We start from the raw sequence: 16,623 nt of genomic DNA, 5'->3' as shown, positions 1-16,623 counted from the left end.
GTTGTCCGGTAAAGATTTTTTAGGGAAAAAGGAAGGGATAGCCGAAAGACTACCCCTTTGTGTTGATATTTGAGTTACCACACTTAAATACACAACATGAGCAAAAGTACTTTTTTACCGGACAGCCGGTCCTGAATCAGTTATTAGGTTTAATAGATCGTAATAATGTTCGATCATTAGCAAGACGTGGGGATCACGATCTCTACTACCGTTACTTTGATACCTATACACATCTTGTAACGATGCTTTACTGCGTTTTTAACAGATGCACCAGCAGCAGAGAAGTAATCAGCGGCATGAAAGCAAGCCTGCATAAGCTTCATCATATCGGTATAAGTAAATGTCCGGCCAGAAGCACCTTATGTGATGCTAATGCCCAGCGTAGCTTTGAAGTATTCGCCCGTATTTATGATAACCTGTATAGGCGACACAAGCAGCTTTTACCGGACAGCCGATTAAAGATCGACCCTAAGCTATTCATTGCCGATTCTTCAACAATTACCTTATTTCAGCAAATATTGAAAGCCCCAAGCCCGGGAAAGGCCAACGGTAAGAGAAAAGGCGGGATCAAAGTTCATACGCTCATTAAGGCAGCAGATGATGTACCGCTGAAAATTAGCTTCACGGCAGCCAGCGCTAACGATATGCCCTTCCTTAAAGAGATCAAACTCGAACCAGGTTCCTTTATCGTTTTCGATAAAGGTTACGTAGACTATTCTGAATATCAAAGAATGACAAATGAAGGCGTATTCTTTGTCACCAGGCAGAAAAAAGATGCCAAATACTCAACAATGTGGCTGAATGAGCTTAGCGAACAAAGCAAGGCACACGGTGTCATCGAAGATAAACTACTCCTCCAGGGCACACGTACTCAAAAAGAGGGTATCCAGTTGGAGATTCGCCTGGTTACTTTCTTTGACAAAGAAACCGAAAGGACATTTGAGTTTTTAACCAATAATTTCTCGTTACCACCTGAAGCTATTGCCGATCTTTATAAGAAACGATGGCTTATTGAAATACTATTTAAGCGGGTAAAGCAAAATTTCCCGCTTAAATACTTCCTGGGGGATAATGAGAATGCAATCAAAATACAGATATGGTGCGCTTTTATTGCCGATCTTCTAATCAAAATTGTCCAGGTACAACTCAAAAGACAATGGTCTTTCTCTAATCTGAGTTCTATTATAAGACTCCATCTGATGAGTTATATCCACCTATTTAACTTTCTGAACGATCCGGAGAAACTGTCCGTCATGTCAACAAATCACTCACGGCAACTAAAATTGGGGGGCTTGGACATCCGCTTTAAAACCTAAATCCTTCTTTTTATATCATAATGCAGTCTTTTTATAACAATAACAAACTTTACCGGACAACAGTGATGATCTATCGGAATCTCATTTTATACGCATCTGAAAACTTGCTATTGAAATGTTTATTATTTTTGGATGATGCATCCGGAATTTGAAACATATCTGCGAAGGAGTGGCCTGGCTGAGGAAGCGGTCCGCAGGGTCAGTGATCTGGCAGTGGCAAGAAAATTGCGCCGTAATGAGCTCCTTTTTAGCGCAGGCGAAATTTGCCGGCACAAGGTATTTGTTGTAAGCGGGCTACTGCACACGTTCAATATCTCGGCGGGAGGTAATCAGCATATTTTGCAATTTGCACCGGAAAACAGCTGGACGCTTGATGTTGAAAGTTATGACCGGCAGATACCCTCACAAGTGAGCATAGGAGCAGTAGAACCCAGCGAGATACTCTGCTGGCAAAAAAGGATTTCGATATGTTGCTGGCAGAGGTGCCCCAACTAAAAAAATTTGCCGAAGGCCTTATTGCCCGTAATATCCATTACAGCCGGAAGCGGATCCTGATTTCATTAAGCGCAACGCCCGAAGAAAAGTATGAAGATTTTATCCAAACCTTCCCGGACTACCTGGCTCGTTTGCCCCTGCGTATGATTGCCGCTTATTTGGGCATCTCCATAAAAACCCTTACCCGTATCCGTCACGCGCAGCTCCTGCGCTAATTGAAATTATGGTCAGCTGACCATCTTTAGCATGATTTTATTGGGGAATTTTGTATCAAATAAAATCATTGACCTATGCGTGTATTTGTAACCGGAGCCTCAGGATTTGTAGGCTCAGCAATAGTAAAAGAACTTTTAGAGGCAGGCCATGAGGTACTTGGCCTCGTCCGTTCAGATAAAGGCGCTGAACAATTGGCATCAACCGGTGCCGAAGTATACCTTGGCGACATCAACGACCTGAAATTTATTCAGCAAGGTGCCGCCGCGTGCGATGCTGTAATCCATACGGCTTTTAATCATGATTTTTCACAGTTTAAGGCCAATTGTGAAGCCGACCGGAAGGTAATTGAAGCCCTGGGCGATGCACTTGTCGGAACAAGTAAACCTTTAGTTATTACCTCCGGAGTAGGGCTTTTGAATTATGGCCGGCTGGTTACAGAAGATGACGCGCCGCCTGCAGGATCAGATGTTATTCCGCGCGTAGCTTCAGAGGAGGCCGCCGCGGCTGCCGCGGCAAAACGTGTAAAAGTTTATACGGTGCGCCTGTCGCCCAGTGTGCATGGTGAGGGCGACCATGGTTTTGTACCGATGATCATTAATATGACCCGGGAAAAAGGAGAATCGGTCTATATAGCTGAAGGGAGCAATCGCTGGCCTGCCGTTCACCGTTCAGATGCCGCAGTTCTATATCGCCTGATTATAGAAAAGCAACCTGGGCTTCGTGTGTTTCACGCCGTAGCTGAAGAAGGTATCGAATTTCGCGAAATTGCCGAAGCAATTGGTCAGGGCCTGCATTTGCCTGTACTGAGCAAAACAGGTGATGAAGCGGCGGCGCATTTTGGATGGTTTTTACACTTTGCATCATTGGGTTGCCCCTCATCCAGCGAAAAAACACGCGCGGCCCTAAATTGGCAGCCTAAAGCTGTCGGGTTAATTGCTGATATGAGAGCTGCCGGTTATTTCCAGCAATAACATTGACCAAAACTTTAAGTTTACTCAAAGAACAAAAGCCGTCGTATACTTTTGCGATGGCTTCTGTTCTTTGGTTATTGGGTAATGAGTATTAAAAAAACCAAGCTTAAGTAACCAAACCACGGATAACTTCATAGTAAGCACCGCTCACCGGCAATTCAATACCTGCTTAATTGCACTGTACGATTTTGTAAGGATTTTATTTTACCTACCGGAACAATATACCTGTGGTGAATGCGCTGAAATTTTGCAGAAGGCAGCTTTTTCAATACCTCTTTTAATGGCATTAGCGTAAGTATGGGCTTGTCATTGGTTAAATGGATCCGGATATAATTTTCCATCGGGGAAATTTTAAATGGAATCTGTTATTGGTTTGAGAGAAGGATCGCCTTTAAAAAATAAAAGCCTCCCAACCTTGCGTCGGGAGACTTTCAACCTAAACCTTATCACAATTAAACCGGTAAGTTTACCAGTTCGTAAATCTTGTCACAATCACTGTGCCAAAAGCGGCGACTTTTTAAATTTTTATTTAATGTATTCTTGTTGATACATTAATCATAGGTTAAAACTGAGATTCCTGTTACAAAAGCCAGGTGTGACCAGTGTCAATATGACACTTTGGATGATTTGGCATATAGAAAACTGAACACTTTATGCCTCTTTTGCAGCTTTTTTTCTACGCAGATAACTATCAGTTAAAAATAGCGCCAAAATTACGTCAAACACGAAAAAACTTTTCATGAAAGCGCTATTGAAAATGGCGTTGGCTGCAGGCAATTTTAAATTTGCAGGTAGTTTAATGTTTACAACACTGAACGGATTTCCAGAAATTTGGACATTTGAAACGGTGATTGCCAGCAGGGCCAATATGCTTAGCACAAAAAAAGCCGCAATACCCAGTATAATCTTTTTATTTATAGTTGATTTTAGAGGTGCCAGTGCCTGATCTGCCCTGATAGCCTCCATTACATTATAGTTAAAGGCCATTGATGGTTCATCAAGTTCCAGGCCGGCAAACTCCTGGTTTAGCACAAGCAGCTCTGTGTACTTTTGTTTGTACAGCTCATCTTCCTCAATAAGCCTGGCAATGGCTTCCTGCTCAGCCGGTGTGCAGGTACCATCAATATAGTTCCAAAGTTTTTCTTCGATGGTGTTCATATCAGTTCTTTCACCTCGTGTTTTAAATTGCGCTCCAGCTTTTCTTTCAAACGCTGGCGTGCCCTAAATAGTTTAACCTTAACGGTATTTGTTTCAATACCCATTGTTTGGGCAATTTCTTCTAACGATTGCTCCCCCTTATAAAACAGGGTAATAATAGTGGCGTCATCGGGCAGTAATTGCTCAATTGCCTGGTTCAGGTAATATGACCGCGATTTGTTTTCTGCGTTGTTGGTATCATATGCCGATTCATGGCTCTCAACCTGTACAAATGTACCTTCATCATCAATCGAATCGGTATCCACCCGTTTCTTTCTTAAAAATGTCATAGCTGTAGTATAAACTATACTATACAGCCAGGTACTGAATTTTGACTGCCCCTGGAACGAAGCCAGCGAGCGGTACGCTTTCACAAAACAATCCTGCGCAATCTCTTCAGCATCTTCCCGGCCCTTTGCAAAACGCAGGGCCAGCGTAAAAACAAAACGCTGGTGCCGCTTAACCAAATCAGCGTACGCGAACTGGTTACCAGCCAGGGTTTGCTCAATAAGTTCGATATCTGAAAGCTTGCTCTGCATTATATAACCCCTGTGACCACACTTTTACAGACCAGGTTACACCTTTATGTAAATATAATTTATTTTGATGGGAATAGATATGGTATTAGGGGATTGCGCGTGGGGCGCGTTAGATTGCAGTGTAAAGCCCGGAGCGCGTAGAGAGGTTGCGGGTAGGAAAGGCGAGGACTTGCAACGAAAAGCCCGGGCCGGAGGCAACGCCATTGTCTGAATCAGAATTTACAGAATTTGATAATTGACCGAATGCTAAACCAATAAAAAATCCTTAGTTCATTTAGCTCAGGTATGATATTAAAAGAAATCCGAATTCGAAAATCCCAACTCCGAAATCAATCATAGCGTTGCCTGCGGCCGGGCATTACGCTCATACGCCTGCAGGCATTACGCTCCCGGCCGGTATCCGCTTCAATCCCTAACGCAAATTTGGGTTCAATTAAAGCGGTGCCCTCTAAGGTCAATAATCCAAATACACACCCGATTCGTAACATACGCCCCAACATTCAATCTCATAATTTTGTATTTTTACATTTATAAAAGGGATATTGTACGTTGATGGATGAAAACAGGCTAAATATTTTAAATAGCTCAAACAGGATGCTCAGCAAGCTTCAACTGCTGTCGGTATTTTTTGAAGATGAACTCATTTATAAGATCTACCTGCGTACCCAGGTTATCCATAAGCTTTTTGAAACCAATCCCGAAATCGATATCAACAAGCTGGAACTTTTTCATGTGCAATTTACCACCAGTCTGGTCGACCTGCTCCGCAAGATCAAGAAGAACAACGAGAACAATGTAAGCCTTGTGCTCGACGAGATCCAGCTTACCCGGGAAATGATTGATAAGATGGATGATAATGTGCTCACCGAGCAGGATTTCAAGATAGACAGACAACGGCAGGCGCTGAAAGTAAACCTTTCGTTGCGGAAGCTTTACCAGGTACTTTCAGATAACTCGGCTGATTATCCTTTCTCCAAAAATATCAATGCCTTCAGCCTGCGCTATGGTTCCGATTTTTTTATAACATAACTCCCGAGCTGTATAATGAACTTGTGCAGCATAACTATAATGATACCTATCATAATAACTACGCTACTATTCAGCGTAAGCTGATGGGGGTATTGTTAAAACGCGAGTTCCGTACAGAGTTTTACTGTGGGTTAAAGGCCGGTAACCTGATACTGGAAGTATATAAATTTATGGATGAAGACAGGCACTTTTTATTTTCGCCTGCCAATAATTTATTCCTATTTTGCGATGTTACAAAGCTTTCGGGCATCGAGCATAATAACAATATGTCAAAAAGGGAAAAACTGATGCATGAGCTGCAGGACAAAATTGATAAGCTGCAAAGCGATGTAGTTACCATGAAAGCTTATATGCCTCCCGAAATAAAAAGCCTATTAGCCGAAAACTACAAAAAAATAGCCGACATCAACTTTTTACAAAGCCTGAGCGATGTGGATGTGCAGGCCAATATTTTAAAAGCAATGCTTAATACCGATATTATATAATTTATGGAGTTTTTACATTACCTGCTTGGCCCCGACCTTAAGGCCGGCCTATTGATTGTCCTAAACCTGATTGTTATTGAGAGCCTCCTATCCGTTGATAATGCTGCCGTACTGGCTACCATGGTACTTGACCTGCCTCCGCATCAGCGTAAAAAAGCACTACGTTATGGTATTATAGGTGCATATGTTTTACGGGGTGTTTGTTTGTTTTTAGCGGCATGGCTGGTATCTGTTTGGTGGCTGAAACCACTTGGAGGCCTTTACCTGATATACCTGAGCTTCAATTATTTTAAAGGCAAACTGAAAAAGGCCGACGGCGATGCTGAAGAAGAAACGGTTGATAAAAACAAGAACTGGCTTTACCGCTCAACCGTTGGTTTGATAGGTAATTTGTGGGCAACTATAGCTTTAGTGGAGCTGATGGACCTTGCCTTCTCTATTGATAACGTTTTTGCAGCTGTTGCATTTACTGACCATAAGATGTTAATTTATATTGGCGTGTTTATCGGGATCCTGGCTATGCGATTTGTTGCCCAGGCTTTTGTGAGGCTGATGGAAAAATTCACTTTCCTGGAAACCGTAGCTTTTATCGTGATTGGTGTACTGGGCATTAAACTGGCCTCATCGTTATTCATCCACCTTTATCCTGAAGCGGGATTTTCAAAATTGATGGAAGGAGAAAGCGCTGATATTTTCACTTCGGTGTTTACGGTAGCGTTATTTATTATCCCGGTACTTACATCATTGCTGTTTAACTTCCCAAAAAGACATACTATTGAACCAGAAGTTGCAGAAGCGGCAGAGGATGTGCTGGATAAGCAGTAGGCATACATTCCTTTATTTGTCATTTCGATAGAGCCGAAGGGTGTACTTTAGCGGGTGAGGACGAAAGAGAAATCTTATACTTTACGCCATGACCGCAGGAAAGGTGTATAAGATTGCTCACTATCGTTCGAAATGACAATTTTTAATTCTTTAACGATACAAATTAAATGTTCCTAAATAAAACAATAGCTTCCATTTTTGGCATCGGTTTTTTAAAAGGCGGGGGTACTTACGCCGCCATTGTTACCTGTGGCTTTATCTGGTTATTGTGGCAAAACCCGGCTTTGCAAAATCCCTGGTACCTGTTGGCTATTACCATATTTGTTACCGCACTTGGCGTATTTGTAGGCAATAAGGTTGAACCCGACTGGGGCGAAGACAGCTCGCGTGTGGTAATTGATGAGGTTGCCGGAATGCTGATAGCTATGCTTTTTATCCCTGCTAACTTATATTTCCTTTTAGCCGGATTGGTATTGTTCCGTTTTTTTGATATTGTGAAACCGCTTGGCGTACGCAAAATGGAAGATCTTGGCGGTGGTTTGGGTGTAATGATGGATGATGTGCTGGCTGGCGTTTACTCCAATATCCTGCTTTGGATTGGATATTTTGTGTGGATGAAATTTGGAGCACATTAGTGAAAGAGCGGGTTTGTGAGATTTCCTCTTCCTAGCCCATAAAATCAAATATGTGGTTACATAGCTAACTTGGTTAAGCCCCCTTGAGGCCTATATCACACAAATAATTTTTTCAACACAAAAATTAACCCTGAGTTCAGTTAATCAGTAGCTTATACCCCCGTCCGTGTACGTTGATGATCTCCACGTTAGGGTCGTCTTTCAGATACTTACGGATCTTGCTCAAAAATACATCCATACTCCGACCGTTAAAATAATTGTCATCATGCCAGATGTTCAGCAGGGCTTCTTCGCGGGTAAGCACCTCGTTTTTATGCACACACAACAGGCGCAGTAATTCGGCCTCTTTGGTAGATAGCTTTTGCTGGTTGTCTGTTGTCATGATCATCTGGGTTGTATAATCAAACGTATATTTCCCAATTTTAAAGGAGGTTTGTTTCTCCTCTTCCTTTTTGCCGATATTATCTGTACGTTTTAACAGCGCATTTATACGAAGCAGTAATTCCTCAATGCGGAAAGGCTTGGTGATATAATCATCTCCCCCCAAATTGAAGGCCTGGGTTTTATCTTCAATCATGCCTTTGGCAGTCGCAAAAATAATAGGCACCTGGGCATTTATCTTACGGATATCCTTACCAAGCGTAAAACCGTCCTTTTTAGGCATCATAACATCCAGTATCAGCAAGTCATATGTTTGTTTGGTAAAGGCGCGTAGGCCTTCTTCGCCATCTTTACATAAAACCACATCAAACTTACCTTTCAATTGCAGGTAGTCTTGCAGTAACAGGCCTAAATTGGCATCATCCTCAACCAGTAGTATTTTCTTCATATATTTTCCAAGTCAGGAAGATTTTTTAGTCCGGAAGTCCGAGGTCGGAAAGTCCGTAAGTCTTTATTTATTAAGTGGCTGAGCTTATCTTACGGACTTTCGGACATCCCGACTTTCCGACTTAACAATTACGCCACTGCAAACTTCAGCTCAAACTCCGAGCCCTTTTCTTTTTCTGATCTCACGCTTATGGTACCGTTCAGGCGTTTTACTATGGTATTAACATAGCTTAAGCCCAACCCAAAACCTTTAACGTTGTGCACGTTGCCGGTAGGGATGCGATAAAATTGTTCAAATATTTTTGATTGCTGGTCGCGGCTCATGCCTATACCTTTATCAGCTACTTTAATAACAATTTGCCCGTTTTTAACAAAAGTACTTATAGTTATATCAGGCGCTTCGTTGCTGTATTTAATGGCGTTATCAACCAGGTTGTATAATACGTTCGAAAAATGCAGCTCATCAGCAATGATATAGGCTTTTTCGGCATCAAGGTGCAGTGTGGTTTTAGCATTGCATTTTTGCAGTTTGAGCGCCATACTGTCAAGCACTATGGTAACCATTTCATTTACATCAACCGGTTTTTTATCCAGTTTAAAATCGTTACGCTCAATGCGGGCAATGTTTAATACACGCTCTATATGGCTGCCCAAGCGGGCGTTCTCTTCAAAAATGATGTTCGCTAAACGGGCTACCCGGTTTTTATCTTCGGCAATTTCATTATCCCTTAAAGCTTCACTGGCAATCATGATGGTTGACACCGGGGTTTTAAACTCGTGGGTCATGTTGTTAATGAAATCGATCTTCATTTCGGAGATCTTTTTCTGCCTCAATATCGAAAATATAGTATAACCGAAGCAAAGGATCAGCACCATGGTAAGGCCGCCGGTTGTAGCCATGGTAGCAGTCATATTGCTTAAGATCAATGAGTTTTTTTGCGGAAACGAAAGCCTGATCTTTCCGGGGTCGTTGATCACCTCTTTGGTAAAAATGGGTGTTTGGTAAGTATTTGCCGCTACAAACACAGGCAGCTTTTCGCCCTGGCTGTCGCTGGCATTTGAAAATATGAGCGAGTCGCTGTTGGCGGTTGTTACTTCGTAGCTGAAAGGCAGAAAAATGCCTTTATTATGCAGCTCAAAACGCAGTAACGAATCTATCCAGAAAGGGTTGATCCGTTTATTCAACGGTTCGCCCGATTTACGGTATTCTTCGGCCAGGTTTTCAATAACTGTGGGCTTATTGCTCAAACTGTTAGCCTTTTCAAGCGAATCGGTCTCCAGCATTTTTTTTATTTGTTGAACCTGCCGTTCCTTTTGCTTACGGGTTTGTTCCTGTACCCATAACGGATTGATACGCGGTACCGAGATCATTTGTTTGCCAAACTGGGGGTCGACGTAGACATACCTCAAGGTATCATACTTATGAAGTTTTTTAGGATGACCTACCCTGCGGGTAATACGCGTATGCACTATCTCGGGTGTAAGTTGCTCATGTACTACGCCAAACTCGTCTGTATATTCTTCTACACGTACTTTAAAATCAACCGTACCTTCTGTTTGTAGTAAGCCGTTAAGCTCATCATCCATTTTTCTGCGCTGGATCATGCGCTGCAAACTATCGCGCAGTAAAGCAATCCGTTTTTCGCGGGCAGATGAATGTTTTTTTGTTTTTGGTATTCCCGCTACTTTTATCGTGCTTATGTCCTGTTCTTCATTATCGGTGCTAATGGTAGCTTGCTGGGTTTTGGTTTTCAAAAAGTTATTCGCATCCTGGCGGGTAACCTTATCTACCACATTGTTCATAGCCTCCCTTACCTGGCGATCGAACGAATCAGACTGCATCTGGTATGATTGCCTCAGAAAATAAAATTGCATAGCCATTACGCCCAGCAACGCAAAGCTCATTAAGCCAATAATTAAACCTATGCTCCTTTTCTTCATTTATTAACAAACAAAATTATCCTAAATCCGCACACAAAAATTGCATTTAACAAAATTTAACAAATGTACATTCAATTTAAAACTCTGCTGCTTAATATTTTATTGTATCAATTATTAAGATGTCTGTTTAAGGCTATGGGTTATAACGGGCAGCGTATAAACAACAAAAGGCCCATTAACAGGGCCTCTTGAAATATTTTACTTATGCTTTTCTTTATTTATTAGAATGGCAGATCATCATCATCGGCCGATGAGCTGATATCAGCTGACGGAGCTGCATATTGCGGTGCAGCAGGCGCGTTGTTAGCAGCAGCCAGCGGGGTAACCCTCCATAACTGCAATGAGTTAAAATAGGTTTTTTACCCATTTTATCTGTCCACGGGCGGCCTTTAAGGTTAAAAGAAACCTCTACATCGTCCCCAACTTTTACGTTATCCAGTAAATTGCAACGATCCTGTATAGCCTCAAACTTTAAATATTCAGGGTATTGAGGGTTCTCAATATATTCAAGTATAAGTTCGCGTTTTTTAAGTGAATCGGTTACTTGCTGGGTAGCCGATACTTCATGTACCTTACCTTTAACTTCCATAATTAGTCTTCAAATAATTTAAAAATGTAAAGTTAATAGTAAGAAATTAAAATAGGGGCTTTTTAATTCTTAATTTTACCGAATTAATATGCAAGTTTTCCACACCGAAAGTAAAATCATAATTACATGTAACAAAAGGCTTTCGCCTTACCTGCAAAGGGAGGTTGAAGCTTTAGGCTATGAGCCGGTCCGCGTTTTCCCTACCGGGGTTGAACTAAAAGGGACCGTTACAGATACTATTCCGCTTAATTTGAACTTGCGCTGCGCAAGCCAGATCCTGTATTCGTTAAAAACTTTTACCGCCCGCGACCCGAAAGAGCTTTACGATGAGCTGGTAACCATTGAGTGGGAAAAGCTGATTGATTTTACCGGCTATTTCTCGGTATCATCAAATGTAAATAACGAGCACATCCTTACCCCGCTGTTTGCCAATGTAAAAGTAAAGGATGCCATTGCCGACAGGATCAAATCCATTAAAGGTATCAGGCCCGATTCGGGCCCGGAGGTTAATAAAACCCTGGTACATCTTTACTGGCAGGATGACCGTGCCGAAATTTTCCTGGATACATCGGGCGAAACCCTGGCCAAGCACAGCTACCGTAAGATACCCGGCAAGGCACCAATGCTTGAGGCTTTGGCCGCATCAACCATTATGGCTACTAAATGGGATATGAAAAGCACATTCATTAACCCTATGTGCGGTTCGGGTACCCTGGCTATTGAAGCAGCATTGCTGGCTACTGATAAATCTCCGGGTTTGTTCAGGATGAATTATGGTTTTATGCACATACTGGGTTACGATGAAACCGTATTTTTTGCCGAACGCCGCAATTTAAAAGATAAAGCAAAAAAGGAAACCGGCTTTAAAATCATTGCCACTGATATCTCTGAAGACGCAGTTGACATCGCCCGTAAAAATGCCAGAACAGCCGGCGTAGAACATTTGATCGATTTTGCCGTTTGTGATTTTGAAGATACTGAGGTTCCGGCAGAAACTGGTGTAGTAATGTTTAACCCCGAATACGGTGAGCGCTTAGGCGTACACACTAAGCTGGAGATCACCTATAAGCGTATGGGTGATTTTATGAAAAAGAAATGCCTCGGGTATAATGGTTACGTTTTTACGGGTAATCCCGACCTGGCCAAAAAGATAGGCCTGAAGGCAGCCCGAAAAATTGAATTTTATAATGGTAAGCTTGATTGCCGCTTGTTTGAGTATGAATTATACCAGGGCAGCAAACGCGAACCGAAAGAAGAAAATTAAATGAAAAAGATCCTGTTATTTATAACACTTATTTTATCATCAGTACTGGTTAAAGCACAAGCGCAATTGGCATTTCCGTTTCAGGGCGGTAGTCCTATTATGAACCGCTTTTTTAAAGACAGTCTTGTTGTATCGCCCGAAATCATTAAAAAGAAAGCAAGCGGAACAGCGGTGTTTAAATTTACCGCTGATGAAAAAGGTTTGATTAAAAAAATAATTGTTTACTATGCCGATGATGCCATACTGGTAGTACCCATCATTGAGGCGCTAAAAAAATCAAATCATAAATGGATCATCCCCGATCATGAAAAACTGCATGATTTTATTTTGCCGTTTTCCATTAACTTTAATGCGCCGACAAATACAAGCAATGCTACTATAAAGGCGGCATTTGATTATTACAGCAAACGCAAGCCAATCATATCTTATAACCAGGTACCGCTTGAAACGGCTACTTTATTGCCCACGGTAATTGTTAGTTACAATTTAAGCGAGTAGTTTTTTAATAAAAAGGAATTTGGAAGCGACAGACTTTGCGGCCTGTCGCTTTTTTTGTCTTTATTATTAATTAATATGGTTGTTAAAACCTATGTATTTATACCGGCTCTTATAAAGGGCTGTTAATTTTTAATTAAAAAAGTATAAAATATCAGCTTTTCAATTGGTTAGCCATTAAAAAAATTGAAAATTTTGAAATCCATAACCCCATTATTTTCGTTATTTATAATCGAACTAATAAGTAAATGGATGAAAGATATGCTAAATTTAAAGATCAAGGCTATAGCTGCTAACATAAGGCATACCAGGGAGGGATTAAATTACACCCAGGAATACCTTGCAGCCAAGCTGGGTATATCACAAAACGCGTATAGCAAAATTGAGTTAGGTTATACAAAAATAACAGTGGAAAGGCTTTTTCAGATTTCCGCTATTTTGGAGATTGAAGTTGCCGAACTTATCGATACAGAAAAAATAGCCGCTGCTTAACGTTTTATACACAACCCCATTGTTCTGTCTTTTGCTTAGTATCTTTGCAAAAGATGGAACATAATAAAATCATTGAAGCCACTGCAAATTTTGTGCGCAATACGCTCAGTGACGCCGAAGGTGGTCACGACTGGTGGCATATTCACCGTGTTTGGACAAACGCGAAGCTCATCAATCAAACAGAAAAAACCGATCAGTTGGTAGTTGAACTTGCTGCCCTGCTACATGACATTGCCGATAGTAAGTTTCATAACGGCGATGAAGAGATTGGCCCGCGTACTGCCGGCAATTACCTGCAAAGCATGAATGTTGATACTGGTGTTACCGAACATGTGCAACAGATCATCAGGCATATGTCGTTCAAGGCCAGCTTTGATAAACCCTCCTTTCATTCGCCCGAACTGGCTGTAGTACAGGATGCCGACAGGCTGGATGCTATTGGCGCCATCGGTATTGCCCGTGCCTTTACCTATGGAGGCTTTAAAGGCCGCGAATTGTACAATCCCGAGATCCCGCCAAACCTTAACATGACCAGGGAAGAATATAAAAACACTACCGCACCAACTATTAATCACTTTTACGAAAAGCTATTACTACTTAAAAATAAAATGAATACGCCTGCCGGTAAGGCACTTGCCGAACAAAGGCACACATTTATGGAGCATTATTTAAAACAGTTTTTTGACGAATGTGGTTCAAGTTAACGTGAAAGCTTACTTTTGCGCCAAAATTGACAGCCCATGAAAAAACTTATACTTACTATAATACCCGTATTAATTACCGCCGTCGCTTTGGGGCAGGATACAGCTAAACGTCAGCGGTTCAACTTCCATTTCCAGCAAACAGTAATTACCCAATACAAACCATCGTTTCATGCCGATTATAACGGCGACAATAGTTTACTTACCAAAGAAGAAACACAAAGCTCAATTACCACTACGCTTTTTGGCGGTGCAAGGCTCTGGAAAGGCGCCGAAGCTTATTTTAATCCCGAACTTTCGGGCGGATCGGGCCTGAGCAAAACGCTGGGTGCGGCAGGTTTCCCTAATGGCGAAACTTTTCGTGTAGGCGGCGCAGAGCCGAAAATCTACATCGCCCGCTTATATTTTACCCAAAACTTTGAATGGGGCAAGGATAAAGACACCATTAGCGATGATGCCAACCAGTTAGCCGGTTTAAAAAGCAAGCGTTACTTTTCGGTTACCGTAGGTAAATTTGGTATGGCCGATTTTTATGACGGCAATGAATTTAGCCATGATCCGCGTACGCAGTTCATGAACTGGAGCTTAATGGATAACGGCGCATGGGATTATCCCGCCAATACCCGCGGATATGTTATGGGGATCCATACCGAATTAGGGCAACCTAACTGGACTTTGCGTTTTGCCTTTACCATGTCAACCACTACCGCCAACGGCGCCATTTGGGATCAAAAAATTGGTAAAGCAAACACCCAGACCTTAGAATATGAAAAACGCTATACACTTAACGGCCAAAAAGGTACCTTCAGGATCTTAGGTTTCCATAATAATGGCAAAATGGGAGATTATCGCCTGGCACTCGCGCAAAGCCCTGTTGCCCCCAATGTTGATACCACACAAGCTTATGGCAGGCACAAATATGGTTTCGGCATCAGCGCCGACCAATATCTGACCAAAGATTTTGGGGTATTTGCCAAAGTGAGTTATAATGATGGTAAAACCCAAACATGGTATTTTACCGAGATTGACCGGTCATTGAGTTTTGGCGGCGTACTTAAAGGAAGTTCATGGAACCGCGGCGATGACAGAACTGGGCCTGGCTTTTGTAGCCAACGGCATCTCAAACGCCCATCGTGATTATCTTGCAGCCGGCGGCTACGGTTTTATTATAGGCGATGGCAAGCTTAATTACGGCACCGAATTTATTGCCGAACTTGATTATAAAATAAACGCATATCAAAAAAGTTCTGGCTTACACCCGGTTACCAGTTTTTACTCAACCCGGCCTATAATAAGGACAGGGGACCGGTAAATGTCTTTTCGCTAAGGGCACATGTGGAGTTTTAAACATAAAAAGGCCTCGTCACTTATATTATGATGAGGCCTTTTTGTTTATATATAAGCTAAAAGCAGCATGAGCAAAACTAATAGCTAATAGCTTGATTAATGTTATCCCAATTGTTAACTGATTGCCTGTCTGATCTTCTCGGCGGTAGTGTTAAATTGTTCGGGGGTGAATTTTTGTTTAGGGAGCGAAAAGTTAATGCTGCTCATATCATTCATCGGTATAAGATGGATATGCGCATGGGGCACATCAAGGCCCATAACTGCTACTCCAACCCGTGGGCAGGGAACAGCCTTTTTTAAACCGAGGGCTACTTTTTTGGCAAATACCTGTAAGCCTATATAAGTATCATCGTCCAAATCAAAAAGATAATCAACCTCCTTCTTTGGGATCACCAGCAGGTGACCTTCCGTAAGCGGAAAAATATCCAAAAAAGCCAGAAATTCATCGTTCTCGGCCACTTTATAAGCGGGGATCTCGCCTGCAACTATTTTTGAAAAGATGGTCATTATTGGTGAGTGGTTGATTATGTTGATTGGATGAGTGTTTCTTTTATAGCGCAAATTATTCAGGTAAGCAGTTAATTATGACAGCTGGATAAAACCCAATCAACATAATAAACCACTCACCTAATTAAATTATCTGCTTATTTCCAGGATCTCGAATTCAATTTTACCTGCAGGTACGGTGATCTCGGTTTTTTCACCAACCTTTTTGCCAAGCAGGCCTTTAGCTATCGGCGACGCTACCGAGATTTTACCGGTTTTAAGATCGGCTTCACTCTCTGATACCAGCTGATAACTCATGGTAGCTCCGTTTTTCAGGTTCTTGATCTTTACTATCGACAATGCAAGTACCTTCGAAACGTCAAGTTTTGATTCATCAAGCAGGCGCGCATTGGCCAATGTTTCCTGCATCTGGGCTATTTTGGCCTCATGTAAGCCCTGAGCTTCTTTAGCCGCATCGTATTCGGCATTTTCCGACAGATCGCCTTTGTCGCGTGCCTCAGCAATAGCTTTTGATATATCGGCACGGCCGGTTGTTTTTAATCTCTGTAGTTCTTCTTTTAATTTCTCTAAACCATCTTTGGTATAGTATGATACCTCTGCCATAACGCAAAAATTAATTAATATTATTACTGTTAATCAACCAAAAAAACCGCCCTTCCCTGTTTTAAGAAAGGACGCAATGCTTATAAAAGCAAACAAGACTATGTAAGCCCTCTGCTTACATAGTCTTGCGTTTTGGTAATTAACGAAG

General features: G+C 41.9%; 20 protein-coding genes and 2 pseudogenes. 13 read left to right on the top strand and 9 right to left on the bottom strand.

Features of this window, described 5'->3' with window-relative positions:
• Positions 1 to 59 precede the first annotated feature (59 nt).
• From ACRQ5D_RS05510 to ACRQ5D_RS05495, 4 genes are all read left to right on the top strand, one after another.
• Positions 60 to 1,316, top strand: a complete 1,257-nt coding sequence (locus ACRQ5D_RS05510; protein WP_431199200.1) for an IS4 family transposase — start codon at positions 60 to 62, stop codon at positions 1,314 to 1,316.
• Between the two features lie 132 nt (positions 1,317 to 1,448).
• Complete coding sequence (locus tag ACRQ5D_RS05505; RefSeq protein WP_432328526.1) at positions 1,449 to 1,811, top strand: Crp/Fnr family transcriptional regulator; 363 nt, start codon at positions 1,449 to 1,451, stop codon at positions 1,809 to 1,811.
• Positions 1,784 to 2,026: a hypothetical protein gene (locus ACRQ5D_RS05500; protein WP_432328525.1), complete on the top strand. Its 243-nt coding sequence runs from the start codon at positions 1,784 to 1,786 to the stop codon at positions 2,024 to 2,026. The genes ACRQ5D_RS05505 and ACRQ5D_RS05500 overlap by 28 nt, the downstream gene beginning before the upstream one ends.
• A gap of 75 nt (positions 2,027 to 2,101) precedes the next feature.
• The gene (locus ACRQ5D_RS05495; RefSeq protein ID WP_091171599.1) at positions 2,102 to 2,998 is read left to right on the top strand and encodes an SDR family oxidoreductase; all 897 of its coding nucleotides are present in this window, start codon (positions 2,102 to 2,104) and stop codon (positions 2,996 to 2,998) included.
• Positions 2,999 to 3,156: 158 nt separating this feature from the next.
• Here the strand turns inward: ACRQ5D_RS05495 and ACRQ5D_RS05490 are convergent, their stop codons facing one another.
• The 4 genes from ACRQ5D_RS05490 to ACRQ5D_RS05475 all read right to left on the bottom strand — a co-directional run bounded on the left by ACRQ5D_RS05490 (position 3,157) and on the right by ACRQ5D_RS05475 (position 5,192).
• On the bottom strand, positions 3,157 to 3,339 hold the full coding sequence (locus ACRQ5D_RS05490; protein WP_091171600.1) for a LytTR family DNA-binding domain-containing protein: 183 nt from the start codon (positions 3,337 to 3,339) through the stop codon (positions 3,157 to 3,159).
• 310 nt (positions 3,340 to 3,649) lie between these two features.
• The gene (locus tag ACRQ5D_RS05485) at positions 3,650 to 4,156 is read right to left on the bottom strand and encodes a hypothetical protein (protein WP_091171602.1); all 507 of its coding nucleotides are present in this window, start codon (positions 4,154 to 4,156) and stop codon (positions 3,650 to 3,652) included.
• Entirely contained in the window at positions 4,153 to 4,734 is a 582-nt protein-coding gene (locus tag ACRQ5D_RS05480; protein ID WP_091171604.1) for an RNA polymerase sigma factor, read from the bottom strand. Before ACRQ5D_RS05480 ends, ACRQ5D_RS05485 begins: the two co-directional genes overlap by 4 nt.
• 329 nt (positions 4,735 to 5,063) lie before the next feature.
• On the bottom strand, positions 5,064 to 5,192 hold the full coding sequence (locus ACRQ5D_RS05475) for a hypothetical protein (protein WP_432328524.1): 129 nt from the start codon (positions 5,190 to 5,192) through the stop codon (positions 5,064 to 5,066).
• Between the two features lie 136 nt (positions 5,193 to 5,328).
• Between ACRQ5D_RS05475 and ACRQ5D_RS05470 the strand changes: the two genes are divergently transcribed.
• The 4 genes from ACRQ5D_RS05470 (at position 5,329) to ACRQ5D_RS05455 (ending at position 7,708) form a co-directional block, all read left to right on the top strand.
• Complete coding sequence (locus ACRQ5D_RS05470) at positions 5,329 to 5,763, top strand: hypothetical protein (protein WP_432328523.1); 435 nt, start codon at positions 5,329 to 5,331, stop codon at positions 5,761 to 5,763.
• A 23-nt stretch (positions 5,764 to 5,786) separates the two neighbouring features.
• Positions 5,787 to 6,248, top strand: a complete 462-nt coding sequence (locus ACRQ5D_RS05465) for a hypothetical protein (RefSeq protein ID WP_431199196.1) — start codon at positions 5,787 to 5,789, stop codon at positions 6,246 to 6,248.
• A 3-nt stretch (positions 6,249 to 6,251) separates the two neighbouring features.
• A complete protein-coding gene (locus ACRQ5D_RS05460) occupies positions 6,252 to 7,073 on the top strand; it encodes a TerC family protein (RefSeq protein WP_091171608.1) in 822 nt (273 codons plus the stop codon).
• Positions 7,074 to 7,240: 167 nt separating this feature from the next.
• Positions 7,241 to 7,708, top strand: a complete 468-nt coding sequence (locus tag ACRQ5D_RS05455) for a phosphatidylglycerophosphatase A family protein (protein ID WP_091171610.1) — start codon at positions 7,241 to 7,243, stop codon at positions 7,706 to 7,708.
• Positions 7,709 to 7,844: 136 nt separating this feature from the next.
• On the opposite strand, the gene ACRQ5D_RS05450 is transcribed toward ACRQ5D_RS05455, so the two are convergent.
• From ACRQ5D_RS05450 to ACRQ5D_RS05440, 3 genes and pseudogenes are all read right to left on the bottom strand, one after another.
• Positions 7,845 to 8,537, bottom strand: a complete 693-nt coding sequence (locus ACRQ5D_RS05450; protein ID WP_091171612.1) for a response regulator transcription factor — start codon at positions 8,535 to 8,537, stop codon at positions 7,845 to 7,847.
• A gap of 128 nt (positions 8,538 to 8,665) precedes the next feature.
• Positions 8,666 to 10,477 carry a sensor histidine kinase gene (locus ACRQ5D_RS05445; protein WP_091171615.1) on the bottom strand — a complete coding sequence of 604 codons (1,812 nt, stop codon included), beginning with the start codon at positions 10,475 to 10,477 and terminating at the stop codon, positions 8,666 to 8,668.
• 221 nt (positions 10,478 to 10,698) lie between these two features.
• A pseudogene (locus ACRQ5D_RS05440) lies at positions 10,699 to 11,066 on the bottom strand (DUF3127 domain-containing protein).
• Positions 11,067 to 11,154: 88 nt separating this feature from the next.
• Here ACRQ5D_RS05440 and ACRQ5D_RS05435 point away from each other — a divergent pair.
• From ACRQ5D_RS05435 to ACRQ5D_RS05415, 5 genes and pseudogenes are all read left to right on the top strand, one after another.
• The gene (locus ACRQ5D_RS05435) at positions 11,155 to 12,330 is read left to right on the top strand and encodes a THUMP domain-containing class I SAM-dependent RNA methyltransferase (RefSeq protein ID WP_091171618.1); all 1,176 of its coding nucleotides are present in this window, start codon (positions 11,155 to 11,157) and stop codon (positions 12,328 to 12,330) included.
• Positions 12,331 to 12,828 (top strand): hypothetical protein, encoded by a 498-nt coding sequence (locus ACRQ5D_RS05430; RefSeq protein WP_091171619.1) that lies wholly within the window; start codon positions 12,331 to 12,333, stop codon positions 12,826 to 12,828. It begins immediately after the preceding gene.
• A gap of 249 nt (positions 12,829 to 13,077) precedes the next feature.
• A complete protein-coding gene (locus ACRQ5D_RS05425) occupies positions 13,078 to 13,317 on the top strand; it encodes a helix-turn-helix domain-containing protein (protein ID WP_091171621.1) in 240 nt (79 codons plus the stop codon).
• A gap of 53 nt (positions 13,318 to 13,370) precedes the next feature.
• Complete coding sequence (locus ACRQ5D_RS05420; RefSeq protein WP_091171622.1) at positions 13,371 to 14,021, top strand: HD domain-containing protein; 651 nt, start codon at positions 13,371 to 13,373, stop codon at positions 14,019 to 14,021.
• A gap of 36 nt (positions 14,022 to 14,057) precedes the next feature.
• Positions 14,058 to 15,365: pseudogene (locus ACRQ5D_RS05415) on the top strand (carbohydrate porin).
• Positions 15,366 to 15,479: 114 nt separating this feature from the next.
• On the opposite strand, the gene ACRQ5D_RS05410 reads toward ACRQ5D_RS05415, so the two are convergent.
• Together ACRQ5D_RS05410 and greA are read right to left on the bottom strand one after the other, a co-directional pair.
• On the bottom strand, positions 15,480 to 15,875 hold the full coding sequence (locus tag ACRQ5D_RS05410) for an HIT family protein (protein WP_091171991.1): 396 nt from the start codon (positions 15,873 to 15,875) through the stop codon (positions 15,480 to 15,482).
• Positions 15,876 to 16,001: 126 nt separating this feature from the next.
• A complete protein-coding gene (gene greA, locus ACRQ5D_RS05405; protein WP_090530524.1) occupies positions 16,002 to 16,475 on the bottom strand; it encodes a transcription elongation factor GreA in 474 nt (157 codons plus the stop codon).
• Between the last annotated feature and the right edge of the window lie 148 nt (positions 16,476 to 16,623).

Origin of the sequence: Mucilaginibacter sp. P25 (assembly GCF_050859465.1) — a bacterium.
Taxonomy (GTDB): domain Bacteria; phylum Bacteroidota; class Bacteroidia; order Sphingobacteriales; family Sphingobacteriaceae; genus Mucilaginibacter; species Mucilaginibacter gossypii.
Note: the sequence above shows the minus strand (reverse complement) of the source record. Positions and strands in the feature narration are given on the sequence as shown.

What these genes read in the sequence shown, in the direction of transcription:
- ACRQ5D_RS05470 (WP_432328523.1), top strand. Translation starts at nt 5,329, where the DNA reads ATGCTCAGCAAGCTTCAACTGCTGTCGGTATTTTTTGAAGATGAACTC.
- ACRQ5D_RS05430 (WP_091171619.1), top strand. Translation starts at nt 12,331, where the DNA reads ATGAAAAAGATCCTGTTATTTATAACACTTATTTTATCATCAGTACTG.
- ACRQ5D_RS05450 (WP_091171612.1), bottom strand. Translation starts at nt 8,537, where the DNA reads ATGAAGAAAATACTACTGGTTGAGGATGATGCCAATTTAGGCCTGTTA.
- ACRQ5D_RS05435 (WP_091171618.1), top strand. Translation starts at nt 11,155, where the DNA reads ATGCAAGTTTTCCACACCGAAAGTAAAATCATAATTACATGTAACAAA.
- ACRQ5D_RS05500 (WP_432328525.1), top strand. Translation starts at nt 1,784, where the DNA reads ATGTTGCTGGCAGAGGTGCCCCAACTAAAAAAATTTGCCGAAGGCCTT.
- ACRQ5D_RS05455 (WP_091171610.1), top strand. Translation starts at nt 7,241, where the DNA reads ATGTTCCTAAATAAAACAATAGCTTCCATTTTTGGCATCGGTTTTTTA.
- ACRQ5D_RS05420 (WP_091171622.1), top strand. Translation starts at nt 13,371, where the DNA reads ATGGAACATAATAAAATCATTGAAGCCACTGCAAATTTTGTGCGCAAT.
- greA (WP_090530524.1), bottom strand. Translation starts at nt 16,475, where the DNA reads ATGGCAGAGGTATCATACTATACCAAAGATGGTTTAGAGAAATTAAAA.
- ACRQ5D_RS05485 (WP_091171602.1), bottom strand. Translation starts at nt 4,156, where the DNA reads ATGAACACCATCGAAGAAAAACTTTGGAACTATATTGATGGTACCTGC.
- ACRQ5D_RS05490 (WP_091171600.1), bottom strand. Translation starts at nt 3,339, where the DNA reads ATGGAAAATTATATCCGGATCCATTTAACCAATGACAAGCCCATACTT.
- ACRQ5D_RS05505 (WP_432328526.1), top strand. Translation starts at nt 1,449, where the DNA reads ATGATGCATCCGGAATTTGAAACATATCTGCGAAGGAGTGGCCTGGCT.
- ACRQ5D_RS05495 (WP_091171599.1), top strand. Translation starts at nt 2,102, where the DNA reads ATGCGTGTATTTGTAACCGGAGCCTCAGGATTTGTAGGCTCAGCAATA.
- ACRQ5D_RS05425 (WP_091171621.1), top strand. Translation starts at nt 13,078, where the DNA reads ATGAAAGATATGCTAAATTTAAAGATCAAGGCTATAGCTGCTAACATA.
- ACRQ5D_RS05460 (WP_091171608.1), top strand. Translation starts at nt 6,252, where the DNA reads ATGGAGTTTTTACATTACCTGCTTGGCCCCGACCTTAAGGCCGGCCTA.
- ACRQ5D_RS05480 (WP_091171604.1), bottom strand. Translation starts at nt 4,734, where the DNA reads ATGCAGAGCAAGCTTTCAGATATCGAACTTATTGAGCAAACCCTGGCT.
- ACRQ5D_RS05445 (WP_091171615.1), bottom strand. Translation starts at nt 10,477, where the DNA reads ATGAAGAAAAGGAGCATAGGTTTAATTATTGGCTTAATGAGCTTTGCG.